Below are 23,330 nucleotides of genomic sequence, written 5' to 3'. Positions count from 1 at the left end.
GGAGGGGACACCATGCGCAAGACACTGCCCGTCATCAGCACCAACTCGGCCGCGGAGCCCGCGTCGGGCAGCTGCTCGACCTCCGCGTCCGCCACCGCCCCGGCCCGCACGGAACTGCCACGCTGGCGCAGGCGGAAACTGCGGATAGCACTCGTACGCCATCACGACCTGTGCCTGAACACTCGTCAGATCACCAAGATCCAGAAGCGGGCCGGCGTCCTGCCGCACCTCGGGCTCGGCTACATCCACACCGCGCTCAAGACGGCCGGGTTCCACAACGTCATCCAGGTCGACACGCCCGCCCTCGGACTGGACAGCGAGGGGCTGCGCAAACTGCTCGCGGACTTCGAGCCCGACCTGGTCGGCGTGAGCACCACCACGCCCGGACTCCCCGGCGCCGTCGAGGCGTGCGAGGCTGCGAAGAGCACCGGAGCCAAGGTCATCCTGGGCGGCCCGCACACCGAGGTCTATGCGAGCGAGAATCTCTTCCACGAGTGCATCGACTACGTCGGCGTGGGCGAGGGCATCACGATCATGCCGGAACTGGCGGAGGCCCTGGAGCAGGGCGAGAAACCCGAGGGTATCCGCGGCCTGGTGACCCGCGAACACGACGGCGGCGCCGCGCCGATGGTGAACCTGGAGGAGGTCGGCTGGCCCGAGCGCGAGGGGCTGCCGATGAACAGCTACTACTCGATCATGGCGCCGCGGCCCTTCGCGACGATGATCTCCAGCCGGGGCTGTCCCTTCAAGTGCAGCTTCTGCTTCAAGCAGGCCGTGGACAAGAAGTCGATGTACCGCTCCCCCGAGGACGTCGTCGGCGAGATGGCGGAGCTGCAGAAGCGGTGGGGGGTGAAGGAGATCATGTTCTACGACGATGTGTTCACCCTGCACCGCGGCCGGGTCCGCGAGATCTGCCAACTCATCGGCGAGACCGGCCTGAAGGTCCGCTGGGAGGCGCCGACCCGGGTGGACCTGGTCCCCGAAAAACTCCTTGAGGCGATGGCCGGGGCCGGCTGTGTACGGCTGCGGTTCGGCATCGAGCACGGCGACCCGGAGATCCTGCGCCGGATGCGCAAGGAGAGCGACATCGAGAAGATCGAGAAGGCTGTCACCGACGCGCACGCGGCGGGCATCAAGGGCTTCGGGTACTTCATCGTCGGATGGCTCGGCGAGACCCAGGAACAGTTCCGCCGCACCGTCGACCTCGCCTGCCGCATCCCGCTGGACTACGCGAGCTTCTACACCGCCACTCCGCTGCCCGGCACTCCGCTGCACAGCGAGTCGGTGGCCGCCGACCGGATCCCCGCCGACTACTGGGACAAGTTCGTGCGGGGCGAGTTCGACGAGCGGATCGGCTATCTGGTGCCGGACGCCCAGCGCCGCGCCCAGGCTGCTTACCGAGCCTTCTTCCTGCGGCGTTCCATGGCCAAGCCGCTGTTGACCCACATGGCGGCGACCGGGCAGTGGCGCAACACCCTGGACGGCCTGCGCAGCCTGGCCCGGTCGACCTCGAACACCGACCGTGACTTCTGACGCCGCCCGCCCCGCCGCCGGTCCTCGCGCGACGGTGCGGCCGGGCCCTCCCGTCCACCTCAACGAGCCGCTGCCGCCGGGCAGCCGGCGCGGACGCCGCCGACCGGACGAGCCGTTCCCACTGCGCCATCTCCGCGCCACCATGGCCCGTGGGTTTTGCCCGGAACCGACCTGGTCGGTGCCGGTCCGCTACGTTCTGCCCGGCGGGACCACTTCGTCGTACGAGCCGGTCCGGGTCGCACGCGCGCAGGACGCGGCGGACGCGCTGCGCGGGGACCATCCGCCGGCCATCGCGCTGATCGCCCCGACGTACGTGACCCGCGGCACCCTCGCCGAGCAGACGAGCCGCGCGGATGTGCTCCTCGACCGCATGACCGAAATGGCCGAGGACCATCCGGGCGTCCCGGCGGTGTTGTTCGTCGGCATGCAGTGGTCGGCCACCCGGGAGGAGGACGAGTCCGTACGGCGGCTGGAGATCCTGCTGCGGCGGGCCGGCGAGAGGCTGCCGGGGCTACGGGTCTGCGGCCTGTCCCTGCCGGGTCCCGGCAAGCCCCGTACGCTCAATGCCGCGATCGAGGTGGCCGAACTGCTCGGCTGCGTGGGCGTCGGCTGGGTCGACGACGACGTGACACTGGAACCGGGCTGTCTGGCCCGCCTGGTCCGCGACTTCCTCGCGGCCGGCTGCCGTGGCGCCGTGGGGGCCACCAAGATTCCGCACACCAAGGAGTTCCGCACCTCCCGCCTGCTGGCCCGCGCCAAGGCGATCGCCGCACCCGCCACGAACTATCCGCACGGCTGCTGCATCCTGGTGGCCACCGACGTGATGGCCGGCGGCATGCCGGGCCGGTACATCTCGGACGACGGCTATGTGTGCTTCCGCCTTCTCGACCCCCGGCTGGCCGATCCGCTCAGCCATCTGAGACTGGTGCCGGACGCCCGCTGCCACTACTACGTCGCCGGGCCCGCGGGCGAGACCCGACGCAGGATCCGAAGACTGCTCCTCAACCACCTCGTCGACCTCGCCGACTGGCCCCTGCCGGTCGCCCGCCACTACTTCCGCCATGTCCTCTTCGGCGGCATGTGGCCGCTGACCGGCTTCGACGGCTCCCGTGGACGGCGCTTCGGCCTCGGGAAGTCCGCGATCAAATGGCTGTACTTCGGCTGGTTCGCCGGCCTGGGCGCCGGCCTCTATCTGCGCGGACTGTTCAACAGGCCGCTGCGCCAGGTCGATTGGGCCCCGTACTCGACCGTTCAGACGCTCACGCCCCACTGACGGGCACCACGCCCACCCGACACCGCCGTTGCACCTCCGCACGCTTGAGGAGCGTTGATGAAGGTACTGTCACTCCACTCCGCCGGCCACGACACCGGCGTAGGGTACTTCGAGGATGGGCGGCTGGTCTTCGCCGTCGAAACGGAGCGGCTCACCCGGACCAAGCACGACCACCGGGCGGACATCGCCCTGCGTCATGTGCTGTCGCAGGACTGTGTCGACGCCGCCGGGATCGACCTGGTGGCCGTCAGCACGCCGGTCCGCAGCGCCCTGATGCGCATCCCGGACCTGGACCGGGCGATGGAGCGGATCGGTTCCGGCGCGCAGCACCACCGGACGGTCTGTGAACTCCTCGGCCGCCGTGTGGAATGCGTGATCGTCACGCACGAGGTCTCCCACGCGGCCCTCGCCGCCCACTACGCGGGCCACGACGAGGGCACCACCGTCCTGGTCAACGAGGGGCGCGGCCAGATCACCCGCAGCTCCCTCTTCCATGTCGCCGACGGCCGCCTCGAATGGACCGCGAAGGACCCGCTGCCCTGGTACGGAAACGGCTTCGGCTGGACGGCGATCGGACACCTTCTCGGCTTCGGCACGAGCCCGAGTGTCGCCGGGAAGGTGATGGCGCTGGGTGGCTACGGAGAGCCGGACGCCCGAATACGGGAGCAGCTGCAGGCGGTCGACCCCCGGGTGATGCACGATCTGCGGCTGGCCGAGCAGGTGCGCGCGAAGCTGGCCGAACGGCCCGAGTTCGGCCGTGACTTCGAGAAGATGGCGCAGGTCGTGGCCACCTTCCAGGAGATGTTCACCGAGACCGTGCACGGTGTGCTGGACCGCCATGTCGTACGCACGGGCGCGGGCGTCGGGCCGATCGCCCTGGGCGGCGGCTGCGCGCTGAACATCGTCGGCAACTCCGCGCTGAGGGACGCCTTCGGCCGGGACATCGCCATTGCGCCCGCGTGCGGCGACGCGGGTCATCTGGTGGGCGCCGGGATCTACGCCCTCAAGTACGTGGCCGGGCAGGACGTCGAGCCGATCAGTGTCTACGCCAACGGCACCGGCGAGACACGCGCGGCAGTGCTGGACGCACTGGCCAGAACGGGGCTGGCACCCGTGCCCTACGACGGCCCCGCGGTCGCCCGGAAGCTGGCCGACGGCGGTGTCGTGGCGCTGATGGACGGCGCGGCCGAACTCGGTCCCCGGGCCCTCGGCCACCGGTCGCTGCTCGGCAACCCGGCCGTGCCTGGCATGCGCAAACGAATGAGTGAGGAGCTCAAGCAGCGCGAGTGGTACCGCCCGCTGGGCGCCGTGATCCGCGAGGAACGGTTCGCCGAGCTCTACCCGGGCCACCACCCGTCGCCGTACATGCTCTTCGACTACCTGCTGCCGGAGGGGACGGCGCCCGAGGCCCGCCATGCCAACGGGACCTGCCGGATCCAGACCCTGGGGCCCGACCAGGCACGGCTGCACGGGCTGCTCGCCGAGTTCGAGACGCTGAGCGGGGTGCCCGCGCTGATCAACACCTCGCTCAACGGCCCGGGCCGGGCCATCGCGCACACGGCGCGGGACGTCCTCGACGACTTCGCGGAGAGCGGGGTCGACCTGTTCGTCTTCGACGACGTGATGGCCTACCGGAGCGATCCCCGGTAGGCCATCGGTGGCGCGCCCCGCGCCAGGTCGGTCAGTGTGCCGCGTGGACGGGGAGCAGCCGGCCCAGCACGTCGTCGGTGTAGACGCCGACGACCGGGACGAGACCCGCTGAGGCCGGCTGTTCCCGCACCGCGCTCAGGGCCTGTGCGCGCAGCCGTTCCAGCAGGGCCTTGACGTCCCCGGCGGGCACGGCACCCGTCCGCATGAGATGGCCGAGGTTGCCCGCCCGTTCGCCGTTGCGGTCGTAGTCGGTCAGGTCGTCCGCGATCGTGATGATCGTGCCGAACGCCTCGGCGAACAGACGGGCGGGGCCCACCGATTGGGCCGCGCCGCCGCAGATCGCCGCGAGCGCGCCATAGCAGCCGAGGAAGGTCGCGCCGTACGTACTGGCGTTGGCGCACCAGGTGTCGAGGTCCTCGGCGCGCCTGCTCTTGGTGCGTATCTGGCCGGTGCAGACCGTGGTGAAGTCGTGTTCCAGCACATCGATCACGGTCTGGGCGTCCTGGGCGAGACCACACAGCTCGTGCACCGCCGTGAGGTGCAAGTGGAGGGACAGACAGGCCAGTTCGATGCGGTCGAGCCCGGTGTCGTCGTCCATGAGGTCGTCCAGGAGCTTCATGGCGACGATGTCCAGGGTGAGCGCCCGCGCCACCTCGGCGCGCCGCTGCGGGTCGGTGATCCACTCGGTGAGGAAGTGCGGCACGCGCAGATACAGCCGCAGTGCCGCGACATGGGCGACGAGGCCGGGCGAGCCGCCGTTGCCGGCCACGAAGCCGGTGGCGCGGTCGCGGTTGGCGGACTCGGTGACGAGCATCGCCGCGGTGTAGTCGTCGGGAAGCCGCGCGGGCGCGACGGCGTTCACGGCCGGGTCCCCGGGCGGTGCGGCGCGACCTGTGTGGCCGTCATCTCCTTGAGCGTGGACCTCCAGTCGGGATGTTCCAGGGCTCCGGCGAATCCCACGTAGTCGGCCCCCGCGTCGAGATACGTCGTGACCTGCTCGCGGGAGCGGACGTTGCCGCTGACGAACAGGATCTGGTCCGGGTCGAGCCGCTCGTGGAAGTACCGGACGACATCGATGGGTACCTGCGCGTTGCGCGAGTAGAGGTAGACCATGTGGAAGCCGAAGCTGCGGGTGACAGCGATGTGCCGGTCGAGCTGTTCGGTGGTCGTGGTGGCCACCGGCACGGTGCCGAGGAGATCACCGGTCCTGCGGTCCTCGCCGAAGGTGAGGGCGACGGTGAGCAGCAGTTCCGGCCAGTCCTCGCGGTCCACCCTGCCGGGCATGTTCAGCAGGGTCTCGAGATAGCTCTTCCATACGTAGTAGTCGTCGCGCGAACCCAGCAGCGCGGGCAGCAGCATCGCGTCGGCGCCGCCCACCAGCGGGAAGCCGAAGCCTTTGCGCGGCGGGAAGTGCAGTAGTACGGGCAGCGACGTGGCGGCCTTGATGGCGGCCACGTACGGGTCCATCCGGGTCTCGAACGACTCGTAGTCGGTGCTGGCCAGGATGATGGCGGGAAAGCCGAGTTCGTCGAGCGCGACGGCCTTCTCGACGGCTTCGTGCTGCGGGACCTTGAAGGGGTCGATGATGTGGACGGGACCCGGAGGGTGGCCTTGCAACCGGGTCAGGAACTTCCCCGGGCTCAGCAGGGGCGGCGCCGTCGAGTGTCCTATGTGCTGGGCCAGTTCCGGTGATGCGTTCACCAGCGTGCTCCCCCTTGCGGTCCGATGATGCGAGGTGCGGGCCTTCGCGGTCCGTTGACGCGAAGTGCCGTGCCCTCGTTGCCCGTTGATCCGAAGTGCGGTTCCCTCGTTGTTCGTTGCTGTTCCGTGCGCGCGGTCACGCTTCGCCCGCGGAGTGCTCCGCGGTGACTGTCAGGGTCTGTGGCGCGGCGCGGGTTCTGGCCAGTGCGGCGACGACGGATGCGGTGGTGTAGAGCGCCTTGGTGTCCAGGACCACGGATCCCAGCGCGGCCTTTCCGCGACGCCCACGCTCCCAGTGCTCTCGCTCATCGGGGTTCCGCTCCATCGGGCCGGGCACCTGACACCATGCGGACGCCTGCCAACTGCCGTCCTGCGACTGGGTGTGGAGAAGGTGATCGACTGCTCGCCGAGCGGCTTTTGCGCCGTCCGGCGCCGCGCCCGTGACGACGGCGCGCAGCGCGAAGGCCGTCGCGAAAGCGGAGCCCTCTGGTTCCCATACGGTCCGTACGGCGCCGTCCGTGCCGATCCGGTCGGCGGCCCAGCGGGCAGCCGCGGCCGCTTCCGGGCAGTCGGGGCCGTCGGGACCCGCGGTGAGCGCCTCCGCCGCCAGGGCTGTGGGGTACTCGCGGTCGGGCCACCAGTAGGCGGGCCACGATCCTTCGGGACGCTGGATCTCGCGGAGCCTGGCCAGGAGGCGCTCACGCCGTGGCAGTCCCCGCAGCCCGGCCGCGGCGGCCGTCACACACGGGTGGCTCGCGTACCAGGCGTCCCAGCGCGGAGCGACCCGCTCCAGGAAGGGAGCGGCGACTTCCGGCAGATAGCTGGAGATTCCCCCGTCCCCCTGAAGATGTGCGTCGACGAACCGGTACCCCTCGGCCGCACGCGGGTCGGTATCGGCGCCGAGCGCCTCCGCGAGGCGCAGCGCCCAGGAGGTGATATCGGCGTCTCCGGGCACCTGCGGGCAGTAGCCCCAGCCGTCGGACGGGCCGCGGGACTTTTTCAGCAGTTCCCATGACTCGGTGGCCGCCGTTCGCCCGGGACCGTCCGGTAATTCCGCGAGTGAGGCCCCGACAAAGGCAGTCGCCCAGAACTGGCCGGGGCCGCGGACTTCGTAGTCGTTCCACCAGCCGTCCGCATCACGTGTGGACCGCAGGAATTCCGTTGCCCTCGACAGGGCTTGGTCGACAGAATTGCCGTCGGGTAATCGCCGTGCACCGTTCACGTACTCTCCTCCCATTGGGAGAGGCGACGAATCGGGACACCATGCCGAGGCACTCAGCGCGTATCGGCATGACGGCATCCAACCCTACACGTGTTCGTTTACGTGAGGTAGGGGGCATTGTCCGGCGACGGGCCCGGTGGAATGCCGTCGGGGCGGCGGCGCACCTGGCCCCGGCCCCGACGGGTAGCCCATACAGACAGGTGGATTCAGACGAATTGCATGTGGGCCCGGCGTCGCAATCGGGCGGACATGACGGCGCCGCTCGCCAGGATCAACAGCCCGGCCACCACGATGGCGTGGGTCGTTCCGGAGGCGAGGGAACCGCTGGCCGAACCGTCGACCGCGTAGGTGATGATCTCTCGGGTCGACCAGAAGGGCAGCAGCCTCGCGGAGTCCTTCGCCGGGTCGATCACCATCTGCGCGCCGATCACGGAGATCAGCAGCAGGGAGCCCTCGAGGTCGCGGGGGACGACGAGCCCGAGGAGCAGTCCCAGCGGCACGGCGACGACCGTCGTCAACGCCAGTTCCAGGACCACGGCCTGCGGGCTCTGCACGTCCTGGTCCACGATGACGACCACGGAGTAGAGCGCGGAGATCAGCAGCCCGGCCGTGATCAGGGCGAGGGTGCGGCCGATGTACAGGTGCTGGGGCCGGAAGCCGGACAGGGCGAGCCGGGGCTCGATCTCCCGGCTGCCGACGGCCGAGAAGAGGGCCGCGGTGCTCACGGCGAATCCCACGCCGAGGCTGGCGAACCTGATGGCCTGGCCCGCCTGGTCGTGCCGGCCCAGGTAGAAGACGAGCGGCACCAGCAGGAGCAGGCCCAGAACGCCGCGCCTGCGCAGCAGTTCGCGCAGGGTCATCTCGGCCATCCGCAGCGTTCGGGTCATCGGTCGGTCTCCTGGGTCCTGGGGCTGAGGTCCAGCACGTGGTCCACCTGGTCGAGCTGGTTGAGCATGTGGGTGACGACGACGACGGCCTTGCCCTCCTCGCGCCAGCCCCACACGTTCTGCCAGAAGTCGACGTAGGAGCCGTGGTCGAAGCCCTGGTAGGGCTCGTCGAGCAGCAGGACGTCAGGGTCGCCGAGCGCCGACAGAACGACGTTCAGTTTCTGCTGGGTGCCGCCCGACAGGTCCTTGGCGAGGGTGCTTCTGGCGACGGTCCAGTCCAGCCGGCCGGCCAGCTCGCGGCCACGGCGGTCCGCGGCCGGGCCGCTCATGCCGCGTCCCGCGCCGAAGAGGGTGAAGTGCTCGCGAGGCTTGAGGAAGTTCATGACGCCCGCGTTCTGCGGGCAGTAGCCCAGCCGTCCCGAGATGGTCACCCGGCCCTCGTCCGGGGAGAGCAGCCCGGCACAGATCTTGAGCATGCTGGACTTGCCGGCTCCGTTGCTGCCCACGATCGCCGCGACCTCGCCCGCGCGCACGACGAGGTCGACGCCGTTCAGGACGCGGCGCCGGCCGTAACTCTTCACGATCCCGTGCGCGTGCAGGAGGACCTCTCGCCCCTTGCCGCCGGATACGCCGCTTAACCGCTGTTCCGCACTCGCGGAATACACCATGTGTGTCACCCTCCTGCCGTCCGCGGCGAATGGCGCGGAATTCTGGCCGTCATCATCATGGGGTTTTTCAGGTCCGCCCGGCTCCAGTACTTCGGCCGCCGCGCCCTGTGCAGTCACCCTCCCACAACTCGGTCGAGCGGCGGCGCACTCCCGTACGGATACGGCATGTCCGATACCTCGCGAATGAATACTTTCGGCCGCCTCCGAGAGGCGCTATGAGTCGAACAACGCCCGGGACAGGCCGGATTCGGCCACGTCGGCGCGGGAGCTTTTGTGCCCGTGCCGACGTCAAATCGAGTCAAGGGCCTTGGTGAACCGGGAATTTCGGCCAATTGCAGGGAGCCCGGCAGCTGGTCTTGTGATCACTGAGTAGCGCTGGTTACCGTGATCGCGCTGAAATTGTGCCTCATTCCGCCTGTTTCATGGCAGCCGCGCGAAAAGGTGCTTTTCCAGGGACCGGACGTCGGCGGGCAGACGAAAGGGCTACGGATGCGCGGGGGCACCAAGAGCGGACGCACCTGGATACAGCGCGTCGTGGCCCGCGGCTTCGACCCTCTCTCCGAACCCCGGACACCCCTCACACTCGTGAGACCCGGGGAAACCCCCCTCCCGGTCCAACCCGACGGGCTGTCCCGCGAACTGCTCGCCGGACTGCCTTCCACGGGCCTCGGTGTCCTGCTCCCCACATACGTGAACCGGTGCGATGCGCACGCGCACGAGACCGCGTTCCGTCATCTGCTCGGCGCTCTCGCCGACGTACGCGAAAGCCACCCTGATCTGCCCCAGACCGTCTGGGTGGGCATGCAGTACGGATCCGGCGAGTACGCGGAGGCACTGCGCCGGCTGCGGCGGCTCACCGAGCTCGCCCGGGACGACAGGGGCACCGCCGTGGTCGGCCTCGCGCTGCCGGGACCGGGCAAGCTGCGGACCGTCAATTCGGTACTGCGACTCACCCGGAAGCTCGACTACACCGGCTGGCTGTGGACCGACGACGACGTGGAGTTCGGCCCGAAGTGCCTGGAGCGGCTGGTGTCCCGCTTCCGGGGGCGTGGCTGCACCGGGGCCATCGGCGCCCGTCTTGTCGCGCTGCCCCGGGCCTCCACCGCATCCCGGACCATGGGCAGGATCGCCGACTTCACGGTGCCGCCGGGCGCGTATCCGGCGGCGGCCTGCATGCTCGTCGCGACCGACGTCATTGCCTCCGGCATCCCGTCACGACGGCTCGCCGACGACGGGTACGTCCTCTTCGAACTCCTCGACGCCGACGCCGCCGACCCACTGCGTGATCTGGAGGTACTGCCGGACGCCTACGGCAGCTTCTACCGGGTCAGCAGGACGCATGACACACTCCGCCGCCTCCGCCGCTCCCTCTACAGCCATGTGACATGCATGGCCGACTATCCGTGGCCCACCGCACGTCAGTACTTCACCGGCACCCTCTTCCACGGGCTCTGGCCGCTCGCACCCTGGGACGGCAGCCGGGGCACCGTACGGGGGCTGAAGCGCTGGACCGTCAAAGCCGTGCACTTCACCTGGTTCTGCGGGGTCGCCGCGAACCTGGCCGTACGCGGGGTGGTGCGCCACCCGCTGCGGTACGTGCCATGGGGCGACGAGGGGGACTTCCGCAGCCCCGCGGTCGGGGAACCCGCTGCGGTGTGAGGCCGGGCGGCGTGTGACAGCAGTACGGCACAGCCCCGTGAGCGGCAGAGGCTGCCGCAGGGCCGAGACCTAGGAGGAGACCGCGGTGCGGGCATCGAAGGAAACAGGGGCGGCGGTCACCGTCGTCCTCCCTCACTACGACTGCGCGGACTACCTCGGTCCGGCGGCGGCTTCGGTCCTGGCGCAGGACCGTACCGACCTCCGTCTGATCGTCGTCGACGACTGCTCGCCCGACGACGCATGGCGCTCCGCTCTGCGCCCGTACGCGGACGACCCGCGTCTCGTCGTGCTCCGCACCTCCGAGAACGTCGGCCATCTGCGCATCAAGAACAAGGTGCTGGAACGGGTGGACACGCCGTATGTGGGGTTCCAGGACGCCGACGACATCAGCCTGCCCGGCCGACTGCGCCGCCAGCTGGCCCTGCTGGAAGGGGGCAAGGCCGATCTGGTGGGCTGCGCGTACGAGTGCATCGACGCCGCCGGCCGCACGACCGGGCACCGGCGCATGCCCCGGCACGGGAACCTGTGGATGCGGATGGGCCGATCGACGGTGGTGCTCCATCCGTCGACCGTCGTGCGCCGGGAGGTGCTCCAACGGCTGGGAGGTTTCGACGGCACCGTAAGGCTGGGCGCCGACACTGACTTCCATCTCCGGGCGGCCCGCCTGTACCGGCTGCGCAGTGTGCGCCAGGTGCTGTACCGCTACCGGATCTGGCCCAAATCGCTGACGCAGGCGCCCGAGACGGGCTTCGCGTCCACGGAGCGCCGCTCCTACACGCAGGCCATGGCCGCTCAGGAGCGCAGGAGGCGTGAGGCGCGCTCCCGGGAGGAACTCCTGCCCCTGCTGGTCGCCCCGCCCAACGACATCGACTTCGCACTCGAACCGATCGAGCTCGGCTGAGCACGCCGGCGCATGATGAGCGACCACGAGGACCGGAACATGGATGCCCCCCTGCCCGACTTCGGCGTCGTCGTCGTAGCGCCCGACGGGGACTGGGAACCCGTGCTGCGCAGCCTTTGCGAGCAGACGCTGCCCCCTGTCTCCGTCACCGTCGTCACGTTGGCACCCCGCCCGCAGTCCGACGTTGCTGGAGTGCACGTGGTGCACTGCGCGCCCGCGGGCCTGGAGACCGCCTGCATCGAGGCGGCGAGGAGCATGCACACCGATTACGTGGCCTTCCTCCAGGGCACCGACGAGGCGCTGCGGGGATGGCTGCGGAGGCTGGCGGAGGCGGCTCGCGACGGCGGGCGGGGGGCTGGTGACGGCGTCGGGGCAGGGGCCGGTAGGCATGCCGGGAGCCGGGCCGGTTGCGGCGCGGGCATCGTGCACTGCGGCACGGTTGAGCTTCGGGCCGACGGCCTGGTGGACGGCATCGCCCTGCCGCCCGGGCGGCCCGGCACCCGTGGCGGCCCGGGCGAACTGCGTGGTGGCGCGTACGCCGTGCGACGGGATCTGTTCGACGCGAGCGGGCAGGTTGCTGCCGCGTGGGTGGCTGTGCCGCGGTTGCTGGTACGCCGCCGGGAGGACGACGGCGCCACCCGCACCGCTCTCGCCCCGGGTGCCGACGTCATCCGCCGCACCTTCCTGACGCACTGCGCGTACGCTCCCGCCGCCGGGCCCCGCAAGCACGAACGCACCCCGGAACTGGTCTCCGTGGTCGTCCCCGTCCGCGACGGCGCCCGCACGCTCCCGGCGCAGTTGCGCGCGCTCGCGGCCCAGACCTACCCACGGCCCTGGGAGGTCCTGGTCGTCGACAACGGCTCGGTGGACCGGACCCGGGACGTGGCCGAGGAGGCACGCGCCGAACTGCCGGGTCTGCGGATCGTCGAGGCGCGCGACCGCGCAGGCGAGGGTTACGCCCGCAACCGCGGGATCGCCGCCGCCCGCGGCGACTTCATCGCCTTCTGCGACGCGGACGACGTCGCCGATCCCGGTTGGCTCGCCGCGCTGGCCCAAGCCGCGGGCGACGCCGATCTGATCGGCGGCAGCCTCGACAGCACTGTGCTCAGCCCTGCGTACACAGCCGAGCAGCCATTGCCCATGACCGAGCAAACAGACTTCCTGCCGTTTGCGAGGGGCGCCAACTGTGCCGCGTGGAAAGACGTGTTGACGACGATCGGCGGCTGGGACGAGAACTACCGTGGCGGTGGCGAGGACATGGATCTGTCCTGGCGTGCCCATCTGTGCGACTACCGCGTCGGGTACGCACCCTGCGCCCGTATGCACTACCGCCTGCGCGACGGGCTGTCCTCGCTGGCCCGGCAGAAGTGGAACTACGGGAAGTCGGGGGCCCATCTCTACGCCGCGTACCAGCACGCCGGCTTCGAACGACGCAGCGCGTCCGTGGTGCTGATGAACTGGACCTGGCTGCTGGCCCACACCCCCGACCTGCTGCGCTCAGGGCCCCCGCGCCGCCGCTGGATCCGCTACGGTGCCCGGCTCTCCGGGTTCCTCGCGGGCAGCGTGCGGCAGAGAAGCCTGTATTTGTGAGGGATCCGACTGCACCAACGAGGTCAATCCGCTCATCCTCTGACAGGCGTCAAAGCAACGGCAACAGAATCACGGGACACCAGTCAGGAAGGCCGAGTCCTTCAGGCAGGCGCCGAGCCCGCCGTCTCCGACTCGCTTTCTTGGGGCTGGCCAGTGCAGCAGCCGTCACTGCTCGCGTCGGGCCGGGCGCTCTTGCCGAGGGTGTCGGCGTCGGCCTTGACGACGTAGATCTCCCACGGCTCCTGGCCGGGGCCGTGGACCCACACCTTGTCCTGGAGTGCGTAGCAGCAGGAGGTGTCGCTCTCCTCGAAGGTGGCCAGGCCGGCGTCCATGAGCCGGGTGGTGGCCGCGTTGACCTGGTCGGTGGACTCGACCTCGACGCCGAGGTGGTCCAGGCGGGTGTCCTGTCCGGGCTCCCCCTCGATCAGGACCAGCTTGAGCGGGGGCTCTGTGATGGCGAAGTTGGCGTAGCCCTCACGTCGCTTGGCCGGTTCGGTGCCGAACAGCTTCGAGTAGAAGGTGATCGACGCCTCCAGGTCGCTGACACGCAGGGCGAGCTGAGCGCGGGACATGGCGGTGCTCCCATCGATTTGTATTGATGTCCGTCGATGCAAGATTGCGCGCTATATCGAAGGATGTCAACATAGAAGCATGTCGAATCAAGAGTTTGTCCGGCTCGGCCAGGGTGACGAGACCGGTGCATGCTGTCCGGGGCTGTTGATCGCCCCTCTGGACGAAGATCAGGCTGTCGAGCTGGCGAAGGTGTTCAAGGCGCTGGGTGACCCGGTGCGGCTGCGACTGCTGTCGATGATCGCCTCACAGGCGGGCGGTGAGGTCTGTGTCTGCGACCTGACCCCGGCCTTTGACCTGTCGCAGCCGACGATCTCGCATCACCTCAAGCTGCTGCGGCAGGCCGGTCTTATCGACTGCGAGCGGCGCGGCACCTGGGTCTACTACTGGTTGCAGCCGGAGATGACCGACCGCCTCGCGGGCATCCTGACCCGCCCTGCCGGTGAGCCGGTGCCCGACCGTTCGGAGACGGCCGGGGCTGCTTCGTGAGCACGAGTACGCCTGAGCAGGGCGTGGCCGGGCGCCTGTCGTTCCTGGACCGCTACCTGGCCTTGTGGATCCTCGCTGCGATGGCCGTGGGGCTCGGCCTGGGACGCCTCGTCCCCGAGCTCGGGGACGCGTTGGCCACCGTGACCGTGAGCGGGGTGTCCCTGCCGATCGCGCTGGGGCTTCTCGTGATGATGTACCCGGTGCTGGCCAAGGTTCGGTACGACCGCCTCGACACCGTGACCCGTGACCGGCGCCTGTTGCTGCCCTCGCTGCTGCTGAACTGGATCGTTGGCCCGGCGCTCATGTTCGCCCTGGCCTGGTTGTTCCTGCCGGACCTGCCCGAATACCGCACCGGCCTCATCATCGTCGGCCTGGCCCGCTGTATCGCCATGGTCATCATCTGGAACGACCTGGCCTGCGGACACCGCGAGGCGGCGGCCGTCCTGGTCGCTCTGAACTCGGTGTTCCAGGTGATTGCGTTCTCGGCGCTCGGCTGGTTCTACCTCAGCGTCCTGCCCGGCTGGCTGGGCCTGGAGCAGACCGGACTCGACGTGTCGGTGTGGGAGATTGCCCGCAGCGTGCTCATCTTCCTCGGTATCCCGCTCGCGGCCGGATACCTCACCCGCCGGATTGGTGAGAAGACCAAGGGCTGTGCCTGGTACGAGGCGAAGCTGATCCCGCGCATCGGCCCCTTCGCCCTGTATGGCCTGCTGTTCACGATCGTCATCCTCTTCGCCCTCCAGGGCGACGCCATCACCTCACAGCCCCTCGACGTGGCCCGCATCGCCCTGCCACTGCTCGTCTACTTCGCACTCATGTGGGCCGGGTCCATGGCCCTGGGCCGCGCCGTGGGCCTGGACCATCCGCGCGCCACCACGCTCGCCTTCACCGCCGCAGGCAACAACTTCGAGTTGGCCATTGCCGTGGCCATCGCTACATTCGGCGCCTCCTCGGGTCAGGCCCTGGCCGGCGTCGTCGGTCCGCTCATTGAAGTGCCCGTGCTGATCGGTCTCGTCTACGTGGCGCTGTACGCCCGCCGCTACTTCTCGACGCCCAACACGCCTTCGCCGCAGGAAGACCCCGCCCATGCCTGACACCACGCTGCCCTCCGTCCTGTTCGTCTGCGTCCACAACGCCGGACGCTCGCAGATGGCTGCCGCCTTCCTCACCCATCTCGCCGGCGACCGCGTGCAAGTGCGCTCAGCAGGCTCCGCGCCGGCCGATTCGGTCAACCCGGCCGTGGTCGAAGCCCTCGCTGAGGTCGGCATCGACATCTTGGCGGAGGTACCCAAGGTGCTCACCGTGGAAGCCGTCCAAGCCTCCGACGTCGTCATTACCTTGGGCTGCGGCGACACCTGTCCCGTCTTCCCCGGCAAGCGCTACCTCGACTGGCAACTCCCCGACCCGGCCGGGCGGGGCATCGACGCCGTCCGGCCCATCCGCGACGAGATCGAGCAGCGCATCCGAAGCCTCATCGAGGACGTGGTACTGCTGTCCGCTGGCAGCCCACCACACTGGAGCGCTGCACAGGACGTCATCGCCTCCCCGCTCGATCCGGGTCACCTCAGGAAGGTCACCGATGTACTCGCCCAAGGATGAGACGACCAGGGCCCGCATGGAGGAAGCTCTGGCGCACGCCGCCGCCCGGTTCTCCACCACCACGACGGGGGCGCCCGCGTGGGGCTGGTTGGGCCGCACCATCGGCAGCCGTACCGAGGGCGGCCACTGGCTCCGCGTCCACTGTGGCGAGGCGTCCAAGACCCCCGCCACCCGGAACGAGGGCATCGCGCTCGCGGAGGAACGGGTGTCCGACAAGGTTTCCCGCCCGCACCTCCACGACCTGCACCGCTGGGATGGCGGGGAGTACGTCTTCGAGGCGGAGCTGATCGACTACATCGCTCAGCCGGTCATCTCCCAGGAAACCCCCGACCTCACCGCGGACCCGGGCCTGCCGGACTCCTGGTGGGCGACCCTTCGGGAGAGCCTGGACGCACTCAGCACCGCCGAACCACCCCGCGAGACCATCCGGCAGTCCTGGGCCGACCGGGTCTTCCCCGAGTTCCTCGGCATCCCCGCTCCGGCCATCACCGAACGCATCACCGGCCACGCCGATCTCCAGTGGGCCAACCTCACCCACGACCCCCTCGTCATCCTGGACTGGGAACGCTGGGGCGCCGTTCCCGTCGGCTATGACCCGGCCATGCTCTACGTGAACAGCCTCCGCGTCCCCACCGTCGCCGACCGCATCCGCGTCGAGTTCGCCCACGTCCTCGACACTCCCGCCGGCCGGATCGGCGAACAGATCGCCCTCGCCGAGATGCTCCAGGCCGTCGGCCGCGGCTGGTACGTCGAGCTGGCCCCACTCTTGCGCCAACGTGCGGAGCAACTGACCGGGGTTCACCCTCCGGGCTCGACGCCCGCCCCATCGACCACCTGACCGATCCTCCCTCCGGGCCCCGGCGTCGCCTTTTGGCGCTGGGGCCTTTCCGCGTCAACTACCGCCTTCTCTTGGGTGTTTGGCGTTGTCTGCCGCACCCGATCTCCACGGCCGACCGGAGCGGCTCTGGCCGGCGCCCTGTTCAGATCGGGGTCAAGCACGGTCAGAAGGACGTGCTCTCTGAGCAATTCGGGCAGGCTCCATCCCTGCTCTGACGGACACCCCCACACGTCAGTCACGACGCTCCCGCGCTTTGACGATTGCCCGTCACGTGGCCCACCCGCAGCACGGCGGGCCTGCGCCACCTTGCCCTGCTCTTGGCCTGCGCCGCGGGGTAGCTGGGCCTTCCTGATCCCTGTCGGATCGCTTGGTCTGGCCTTGCGCGCTGAGTGGACGGGGCCGCCGGAGCGGTGGCGGAGACATGGAGCGTCGGCGGCCATAGGCCGCCAGCGCGCGCGGCCCGCGCCAGCGGGCCGCCTTGATCCAGTAAGGAAACTTTCGACAGCTCGCCCCTCTGGCACTTTCGGCCGACAGGAATGGGCCATTTCGTCATGTACTACACCAGTTTGATCGTGCAATCGCCGGAACTCATCCACAATTTGACGATGGTTGGCTCTCATTGCGCGGAGTCGTCCACAGGCGGGTCCTGCTCGGGCTTCTTCGGGCTGCGGTCGCGCGGGCTTGTCCGCCAGGGCTGTGCCTGTCGCTCCGGGGGAAGCGGGTTTCCGTGGCCCCCGCGTGGCCCTCTCACGCCGATGGCACCGGCCCCCGTGGCGGGGGCCGGTGCCATCGGCCAGGTGGTGCGCTCAGGCACCGTCAGCGCGGGACGTGGACCCTGGGCGTCAGCCCTGGCGCGCGTCCGTGACCTTCCCCGTGAGGAGGGGACCCTCCATCCACTCGTCCTCCCAGAGGATGTGCGCCTGCATCCGCAGGGACTCCTCCGGCTCGGTCAGCGCGTCGGTGACCGTGGGCACGGACACCTCGGTGCTCGTCTTGCCCTCGGGGACGGAGACCCAGAGGGAGGGACTGTTCGTGGACAGGGGCCGCTCCGGGTCGGCGGACTCGCCGAGCTCGGAGAGCCATTCCTCGTCGACGTCCTTCGTGGACAGCTCGGTGCCCTTGCTCACCGGCAGGAGGTCGAAGCGCGTCTCGATGCTGGTGTCGGCGGGCTCGGAGAGCTCCACCTTCCAGGTGAGTTTCTGGCCCTCGGTGACCGAGCCGGCGACCGGGGTCACGCTGACCGTGGGCCTGGGGTCGTCGTTCTCGACGAGCACGCCCCCGAAGGCGCTGCCGACGGCCGTGCCGCGCACGGGCTTGGCCGCGACGTCGTGGCGGAGGTCGTAGTCGTAGCGGGAGTTGCCCTTGACCGTGATCGACGTCTCCAAGGAGCCGCCGGCCTTCACCGTCACGGTGCGGACGGTGGACTTGTAGGTCTTCGGGTCGAGGACGGCGAGCTTGACCACGCCGGTGCCCTTGCCGGTGACCCGGACGGGCACACGGTAGGTGCGGGTGCCGGAGTCGCCCTCCTTGACCGTCAGCCTGCCGATGTCGACACGCGGGAGCGCGACGGGGCGTACCGCCGGGGTGCCGGGGCGCCAGCCCCAGGCGTCCATCAGCCAGAGCTCGCCGGAGCTGCTGCGTGGGGTGAGCTCCAGCGACTGCGTCCGCTTCAGGTCGACACCGGCGCTGATGGCGGCCTTCAGCGGGACGCGGACCTCACGCGCCCAGTGCGCGGCCGTCGAGTCGGAGCCGGGAAGGCCGTCGACGGTGACCTGACCGAGCCTCACCCGCTTGCCGGAGGTGTCGGTGAGGGCGATGTCGAGCCGGGTGCCCCGGGTGTTCGGCGGCACTATCACCCGCAGGGCGAGCGCTTCGGAGCCCGCCAGCGAGAAGGCGCGCTCCGGCGTCAGCCGGACCGGGGTGCCCGGCTTGGTCCAGCGGGCCGTGACCGCGTTGCGGCCCGGCTCGCTGGTGGCGTTCGCCCAGGACGCGAAGTGTGGCGACCCGCTGGGGTCGGAGTCCGGCCTGCAGGCCCGGGCGGTGCTCGTCGTGATCTGCCGGCACACGCGCCCGTTCGTCACCGAGAGCGGGCCGTCGGGCCGGATCGCCGGGGTGCGGTTGCCGCCGACGGCGTGGGTCAGCACCCGGGCGGGGCCGGCCGAGGGCGCCCGCCGGTCGGAGCCGTCGAGCAGCGGGCGGACCCGGTCGTCGCCCGCGAGGAAGAGCCGCGCGGCGGCGGCGATGTAGGTGGTGCCCGCCGTCTGCTGCTGCTTGGCGCTCAGGCGGGTCTTGGCCCCTGCCGAGCACACCGGGTCCGGGTTGTCCTCGTCGTCCCAGAAGTCGTCGGCGGCCGGGGCCTCGGCCTGGCCGGGCGTCCACTGCGTGTTGAAGAAGTTGTGGTTGGCGCCGACCATGTACACCGCGCTGTGCAGCGCCGTGCCCCGGCCGATGCCCCGGGTGCCGTCGAGGTAGATCTGGCCCTGGAGGTCGCTCACATCGCCGTCGCAGCCCGGCAGGATGGTCATGGAGGGCACGTCGGGTGTGGGGTTCTGCCCGAAGATGGTGGGGCCGATCAGAACGGTGCCGCGGATCCGCCAGCCCACCGGTCCCCGGTAGCCGTCCTCGGCGGGCGGCGGCGGGGAGACGCTGTCGAGGGCCGCCCGGTTGACGCCCTCGCCGCCCCGGGAGTGGCCGACGAGCAGCACTTTCGACAGGTCCGCGGGCTCTGTCGCGCGCACGGCCTTGGGCGCCTTCGCGGGGTTGGCGCCCCACGCCGCCCAGCGGGCGAGGTGCTGGCGCACCAGGGACGAACGGGCCTGCGCCCCGTAGTCGGCCGCGCGGCCGTCCTGCGCGTTGACACCGTTCGCGGAGATGGAGACGGTCACATAGCCCTGGGAGGCCAGGCGCTTCTGGTCGTGCAGATAGCCGCGGTAGCTCGGGACCGCCTTGTGGCCCGGCTTGCACGGCCACTGCATGCCGGCGCTGTTCTTGCCGGGCTCGTAGCAGGTGGCGCTGCGGCCGTGGAGGAAGAGCGCCATCGGCCGCTTCCCCGGCGCGTCCGTCGGACCGACGACCGTGGCGCGCATCTCCACGGGCTCGGCGTAGCCCGGCAGCCTCACCGACTTCAGAACGTACTCACCGCTGGTGGTGCGGTACTTACCGGCGACACCGGGGTCGACCGGGTTGGCGGGGAACGGTTCCTGGGGCACCGCCGCGGCCGTCAGGCGTCGCTGACCGGGTGCCCGGTCAGCCCCTGCGGCGTCCAGCCGCCGCGAACCGGCGACCACTTGGAGTTCGCTCACCGGTCCGACCCTCGCCCCGTCGAGGCGGAGCCGGAAGGTGCGTTGGTCGGGGGAGGGCTTCGGGACGCCGAGGGTCCGCGCCCCCGAGCGGAACTCGACCAGGGCGCCGCCCATGCCCACGGGCTCGGGTGAGCTCCAGACCAGCTCCCCACCCTCGACACGCCACCCTTCCGGCAGCCGTTCCCCGGAGGCGCCGGTCGGCGCGCCGGGTATGGAGTCGGCGGTCGGCTGCGCGTGCGCCGACCCTGGCGCACTCGCCGCCAGCGCTACGGCCGCCAAGGCAACCGTCAGCGCGCGTGAGACCTGTCTCACGATGGTGTCTCCTCATCGTTGGTCGTGCTTCAGCGCCCCAGGAACCCCAGGAGCACCCCCCGCACCGGGAGAGGGTGACGTGTCGTCACCGGTTGTCCCACCTCGGGAGATCTGACAGGAATCTGACAGGAATCTGACATGGGCCAAACAAGAGCAAACGGGAGCCGGACGGGAGTCATGGGCCGGTCCGCTGATAGAGGGATCCTGGCCCGGAGCGGCGGTCCGACGTCCGTGCGGCGAACCGTGACCTGCCCGCTGCGACGCGAGTCACCTGGCGCTTCGTGGCTGCACTGGCTTCCGTAGCCGTCGCCCTGCCGGCCTTCATGCTGAAAAGGTGCTCAGGGACAGGACGACCCGAGGCTGTCTTCGTAGCCGGCACGGCGTTCGTCGGCTGCATGGTCTTGCGCCTCGGGGTGCTGACCGCGGCCTTCGGTACCTGACTGGGGCAGCGAGCAGAACGCCAAAGGCCCGGACAGGCAGCGCTGTCCGGGCCGCAAACGGTTCGAACCCGTCACCTTCGACGTATTGCCCGGTGAGAGCAATGGCGGAGGATACGAGATTCGAACTCGTGAGGGGTTGCCCCCAACTTTCCACATGTTCGCTTGGGGGTTCAGGAAGGGGTGAGAGCGTTCTGACCTGCGGCTGGGCTGTCTGCGGACCTGGCTGCGAACGCCGCTGCACAATGATGAATGAGACCAGAAATGAGACCCGGAACAGCCTTCATGCCTGTTGGGCGTCGGACGCGGCCCTTGGCCAGGCACTCAAGGCTGCCTTGGTCAGCCACATGGTCCGTAGAGTGATGCGGTCTTCATTCCACTCTGCTGTCCATGTATCTGTGTCCCAAGACCGCTCAAGCCCTTCAGGCGCTGTAAGGATGGATGCGGTAGTCAGTCGCAGCAGGCTGTGGCTACGGAGCGAGTCCTTCTTGTGGCTCCATCCCTTGTTGCTCAGCGAGGGATTCAGCTTGGTTGTCGTAAGCGTCAGATTGCCGAGTCGGTGGACCGCGTTGATCCGTTGCTGAAGGCGGTCATCATCGGCGCCGCCGTCAAGAGGCCAATGCGTTTCCCACTTTTGCGGTAGGACGTGCTCGATATTGAGTGTCGATTTCGAACATGCCAAGGGAGTAGTTGGCTCGGTCTTCGGGGTTCGCAGGTGGTTTTCCAGCCCGATGAGGAAGGCGCGCAACCGCGCCCGGTAGCAGCGGTTGTAGATATCCGCACTGGTCAATGCCGTTAAGAAATCGCCATCGCTGGGCCACAGCCGAGCGTCTGCGGTTTGGCCGAGCAGGCTTTGCGCCACGGCATTTCCTGCTTGGGTTGGGTCGCTGACCTGAGCGTCTGCCAGCACCTGGACGAAGAGCCGGTTGTAGTCCTTGGTCGTCATTGCACATATGGCGCGCCGCATCAAGAATGAGTCGATGGCATTCGCTGCGATATGTCGTTGCTCGGGTGGCACTGCTTCTGTGGCGTGGAGGTACAACAAGACGGGCCATGGTGTCGCAGTGGAAGTGGCCTGCATACGGTCGAGCAGCTGCGCTGTCGGATCCGTCATCGGGAGCTTGTGCATGGCCTGATAGGTATCTGCGTAGTGCCGGATGTCTCGAATTATATCGGCGGCCTGGGCTCCGCTTTCAGTGAGCCATTTTTTGAAATCAACGAACAGGTGCTCGATGAGGACTTCTCGGCGTCCATGAATGGTTAGCCAGTAGGACAGAAGTAGATCAATCAGGGCGCGCTTAATGCGTCCAGTGGTGACGTCCCCTCGCCAAGGCAAATCATCCAGTGGCAGCCAGGACTCCATCAGCAGTCCTTCTGCCTGAGTGTGCTGGCCTTGGATGTCCAATGTTTGGAACAGTAGATTTTTCACCAGATCTGCCGCATCGAGGCGAACACCTCGGTGGTTCAGTGCCTCGAAAATGACCTGTGGGTCGTCTCTGGCGTCAAGAACGATCTCGACGAGCTGCATGCGCTCCAGGAGGGTGTAGTAGAGATCGTCCAATCGCTGCGTTGGGGCTGTTCCGGCCTTGGCCCACTCTGCGATCTCCTGCTCAAACCACTCGCGGGCGCGTACCAGTCGATGAGCAGGTTTGGGCAGTGGACGCTCGTCAGTTGGAGCCCGTACTGCCCAAAGGAAGGCGTTGCGGTCCTGCGGTAGCGGCCAGACCTTGTAACGGTCGTCCGGGAAGTCTTCGTGAACCGTTTCGGGGCGGTTCTCCAAGAGGCTTGCGAAGCGACCGGCCACACTGTCGGCTGCGAGGGTGTGGGCCACCGAGCGGGCAGCGGCCAAGAGCACCTGGAGGGTGGTCATACGCTGTTGGCCATCGATGATGTGCGACGACGCGAGTCGGCGTGGCGGCCTGCGGCGTTGCTGCAGGACTACAGCTCCGAGGAAATAGGTGCGGGGGTCCTGCTGGCTGGACGGGGAGTGTTGTTCCGCCTCGAACTCTTCGGTGGCCGTCCGGACGTCTTTCCACAGGGGGAGCCAGTTCGCTTCCTGATCCCAGACGTATGGCCTCTGGAAGATCGGGATCACGTTCTGATGGTCGTTCGCGAAGACCGCGCCCAGCTTCACATCGCCGGCCTGCATCGCACCCCCGGTTTGTTCGGATCGGACAGTGACGGCAGGGTACCGACGGTGACCCACCACATATGACCGATCCGGGATGTCTGCACACCACGGCCTGGTTGAGAACGAGGTCGACCGTATGCCGTCGGAGCTCAGCTGACGGCACGTCCGGGTGACCTTTCTCTGAACGGAGGAAGCATCTGTGAAGGGTCACCTGCGTAGGTACTCCTCGGTGCACCGCTCGCCTTCAGCCGCGGCTGGACATGACGCGCTGATCTGGACGGCTGAGACTGTGCCGTGCGCGCTTGATCAGGACCAGCTCGTCTCCGTCGAGAAGGATGGCGCGGACGACGCCGAGGGGCGTACCCTCCTCATCCTTGGCGGCGACCGCCCGGTCGGGGCTGAGGTGGCGGGACTGACTACCGCCGTCGTCCTGGCCGAGGCGGCCACAGGGGCGCAACCCGAGGCCGGCGTAGCGCCAGAAGGGCAACCGCAACCAATACTGCAACCACCAACGTCGAAGGCCCCCACTGCGAGCAGCGGGGGCCTTCGACGTATTGCCCGGTGAGAG

At 69.1% G+C, this 23,330-nt stretch carries 18 protein-coding genes and 1 pseudogene; 10 read left to right on the top strand and 9 right to left on the bottom strand.

The features are described from left to right. Nucleotides 1-12: 12 nt before the first annotated feature. From ABTZ94_RS09595 to ABTZ94_RS09585, 3 genes are read left to right on the top strand one after another with little or no spacing between them, the layout of a single operon-like run. Nucleotides 13-1,533: a B12-binding domain-containing radical SAM protein gene (locus tag ABTZ94_RS09595; RefSeq protein ID WP_351199182.1), complete on the top strand. Its 1,521-nt coding sequence runs from the start codon at nt 13-15 to the stop codon at nt 1,531-1,533. Beyond that, nucleotides 1,523-2,806 (top strand): glycosyltransferase family 2 protein, encoded by a 1,284-nt coding sequence (locus ABTZ94_RS09590; protein ID WP_351199180.1) that lies wholly within the window; start codon nt 1,523-1,525, stop codon nt 2,804-2,806. Before ABTZ94_RS09595 ends, ABTZ94_RS09590 begins: the two co-directional genes overlap by 11 nt. A gap of 57 nt (nt 2,807-2,863) precedes the next feature. Continuing rightward, nucleotides 2,864-4,456 (top strand): carbamoyltransferase C-terminal domain-containing protein, encoded by a 1,593-nt coding sequence (locus tag ABTZ94_RS09585; protein WP_351199178.1) that lies wholly within the window; start codon nt 2,864-2,866, stop codon nt 4,454-4,456. 31 nt (nt 4,457-4,487) lie between these two features. Here ABTZ94_RS09585 and ABTZ94_RS09580 read toward each other — a convergent pair whose 3' ends face one another. From ABTZ94_RS09580 to ABTZ94_RS09560, 5 genes are all read right to left on the bottom strand, one after another. After that, a complete protein-coding gene (locus ABTZ94_RS09580; protein WP_351199176.1) occupies nt 4,488-5,318 on the bottom strand; it encodes a Moenomycin biosynthesis protein MoeN5 in 831 nt (276 codons plus the stop codon). Continuing rightward, complete coding sequence (locus ABTZ94_RS09575; RefSeq protein WP_351199174.1) at nt 5,315-6,157, bottom strand: geranylgeranylglyceryl/heptaprenylglyceryl phosphate synthase; 843 nt, start codon at nt 6,155-6,157, stop codon at nt 5,315-5,317. Before ABTZ94_RS09575 ends, ABTZ94_RS09580 begins: the two co-directional genes overlap by 4 nt. Nucleotides 6,158-6,293: 136 nt before the next feature. Continuing rightward, the gene (locus tag ABTZ94_RS09570; RefSeq protein ID WP_351199172.1) at nt 6,294-7,379 is read right to left on the bottom strand and encodes a prenyltransferase/squalene oxidase repeat-containing protein; all 1,086 of its coding nucleotides are present in this window, start codon (nt 7,377-7,379) and stop codon (nt 6,294-6,296) included. 206 nt (nt 7,380-7,585) lie between these two features. Beyond that, on the bottom strand, nt 7,586-8,266 hold the full coding sequence (locus ABTZ94_RS09565) for a hypothetical protein (protein ID WP_351199170.1): 681 nt from the start codon (nt 8,264-8,266) through the stop codon (nt 7,586-7,588). Further along, nucleotides 8,263-8,934, bottom strand: coding sequence for an ABC transporter ATP-binding protein (locus ABTZ94_RS09560; protein WP_351199168.1), 672 nt, complete (start codon nt 8,932-8,934; stop codon nt 8,263-8,265). Before ABTZ94_RS09560 ends, ABTZ94_RS09565 begins: the two co-directional genes overlap by 4 nt. 585 nt (nt 8,935-9,519) lie before the next feature. Between ABTZ94_RS09560 and ABTZ94_RS09555 the strand changes: the two genes are divergently transcribed. From ABTZ94_RS09555 to ABTZ94_RS09545, 3 genes are all read left to right on the top strand, one after another. Further along, the gene (locus tag ABTZ94_RS09555; protein ID WP_351199166.1) at nt 9,520-10,593 is read left to right on the top strand and encodes a glycosyltransferase family 2 protein; all 1,074 of its coding nucleotides are present in this window, start codon (nt 9,520-9,522) and stop codon (nt 10,591-10,593) included. A gap of 85 nt (nt 10,594-10,678) precedes the next feature. Beyond that, nucleotides 10,679-11,494: a glycosyltransferase family 2 protein gene (locus tag ABTZ94_RS09550; protein ID WP_351199164.1), complete on the top strand. Its 816-nt coding sequence runs from the start codon at nt 10,679-10,681 to the stop codon at nt 11,492-11,494. A gap of 39 nt (nt 11,495-11,533) precedes the next feature. Further along, nucleotides 11,534-13,084: a glycosyltransferase family 2 protein gene (locus tag ABTZ94_RS09545; RefSeq protein WP_351199162.1), complete on the top strand. Its 1,551-nt coding sequence runs from the start codon at nt 11,534-11,536 to the stop codon at nt 13,082-13,084. Between the two features lie 101 nt (nt 13,085-13,185). On the opposite strand, the gene ABTZ94_RS09540 is transcribed toward ABTZ94_RS09545, so the two are convergent. After that, nucleotides 13,186-13,656, bottom strand: coding sequence for an ArsI/CadI family heavy metal resistance metalloenzyme (locus ABTZ94_RS09540; RefSeq protein WP_351199160.1), 471 nt, complete (start codon nt 13,654-13,656; stop codon nt 13,186-13,188). Between the two features lie 79 nt (nt 13,657-13,735). On the opposite strand from ABTZ94_RS09540, the gene ABTZ94_RS09535 reads away from it, so the two are divergent. The 4 genes and pseudogenes from ABTZ94_RS09535 (at nt 13,736) to ABTZ94_RS09520 (ending at nt 16,580) form a co-directional block, all read left to right on the top strand. Further along, the gene (locus tag ABTZ94_RS09535) at nt 13,736-14,143 is read left to right on the top strand and encodes an ArsR/SmtB family transcription factor (protein ID WP_351199158.1); all 408 of its coding nucleotides are present in this window, start codon (nt 13,736-13,738) and stop codon (nt 14,141-14,143) included. Next, nucleotides 14,140-15,237, top strand: coding sequence for an ACR3 family arsenite efflux transporter (arsB, locus tag ABTZ94_RS09530; RefSeq protein ID WP_351199156.1), 1,098 nt, complete (start codon nt 14,140-14,142; stop codon nt 15,235-15,237). Before ABTZ94_RS09535 ends, arsB begins: the two co-directional genes overlap by 4 nt. Then, nucleotides 15,230-15,628 (top strand): annotated as a pseudogene (locus ABTZ94_RS09525) (arsenate reductase ArsC); the annotation flags it as partial. The gene arsB and the pseudogene ABTZ94_RS09525, both read left to right, overlap by 8 nt. A gap of 94 nt (nt 15,629-15,722) precedes the next feature. After that, a complete protein-coding gene (locus ABTZ94_RS09520; protein ID WP_351199154.1) occupies nt 15,723-16,580 on the top strand; it encodes a hypothetical protein in 858 nt (285 codons plus the stop codon). Nucleotides 16,581-17,422: 842 nt separating this feature from the next. Here ABTZ94_RS09520 and ABTZ94_RS09515 read toward each other — a convergent pair. The 3 genes from ABTZ94_RS09515 to ABTZ94_RS09505 all read right to left on the bottom strand — a co-directional run. Next, a complete protein-coding gene (locus ABTZ94_RS09515) occupies nt 17,423-20,194 on the bottom strand; it encodes an alpha/beta hydrolase (protein WP_351199152.1) in 2,772 nt (923 codons plus the stop codon). Nucleotides 20,195-20,914: 720 nt separating this feature from the next. Next, nucleotides 20,915-22,780, bottom strand: a complete 1,866-nt coding sequence (locus ABTZ94_RS09510; RefSeq protein WP_351199150.1) for a DUF262 domain-containing protein — start codon at nt 22,778-22,780, stop codon at nt 20,915-20,917. A gap of 226 nt (nt 22,781-23,006) precedes the next feature. After that, nucleotides 23,007-23,330: hypothetical protein (locus tag ABTZ94_RS09505; RefSeq protein ID WP_351199148.1), on the bottom strand; the 324-nt coding region annotated here is incomplete at its 5' end.

Source organism: Streptomyces sp. NPDC002785 (assembly GCF_040295565.1).
Classification (GTDB): Bacteria; Actinomycetota; Actinomycetes; order Streptomycetales; family Streptomycetaceae; genus Streptomyces.
The sequence above is the reverse complement of the archived record's forward strand: the minus strand, read 5'-3'. Positions and strand labels throughout refer to the sequence as shown.

Bases quoted from the DNA above. Each gene is read 5' to 3' on its own strand.
- ABTZ94_RS09560 (WP_351199168.1), bottom strand. From the start codon at position 8,934: ATGGTGTATTCCGCGAGTGCGGAACAGCGGTTAAGCGGCGTATCCGGC.
- ABTZ94_RS09565 (WP_351199170.1), bottom strand. From the start codon at position 8,266: ATGACCCGAACGCTGCGGATGGCCGAGATGACCCTGCGCGAACTGCTG.
- ABTZ94_RS09595 (WP_351199182.1), top strand. From the start codon at position 13: ATGCGCAAGACACTGCCCGTCATCAGCACCAACTCGGCCGCGGAGCCC.
- ABTZ94_RS09545 (WP_351199162.1), top strand. From the start codon at position 11,534: ATGGATGCCCCCCTGCCCGACTTCGGCGTCGTCGTCGTAGCGCCCGAC.
- ABTZ94_RS09520 (WP_351199154.1), top strand. From the start codon at position 15,723: ATGTACTCGCCCAAGGATGAGACGACCAGGGCCCGCATGGAGGAAGCT.
- ABTZ94_RS09535 (WP_351199158.1), top strand. From the start codon at position 13,736: ATGTCGAATCAAGAGTTTGTCCGGCTCGGCCAGGGTGACGAGACCGGT.
- ABTZ94_RS09540 (WP_351199160.1), bottom strand. From the start codon at position 13,656: ATGTCCCGCGCTCAGCTCGCCCTGCGTGTCAGCGACCTGGAGGCGTCG.
- ABTZ94_RS09510 (WP_351199150.1), bottom strand. From the start codon at position 22,780: ATGCAGGCCGGCGATGTGAAGCTGGGCGCGGTCTTCGCGAACGACCAT.
- ABTZ94_RS09585 (WP_351199178.1), top strand. From the start codon at position 2,864: ATGAAGGTACTGTCACTCCACTCCGCCGGCCACGACACCGGCGTAGGG.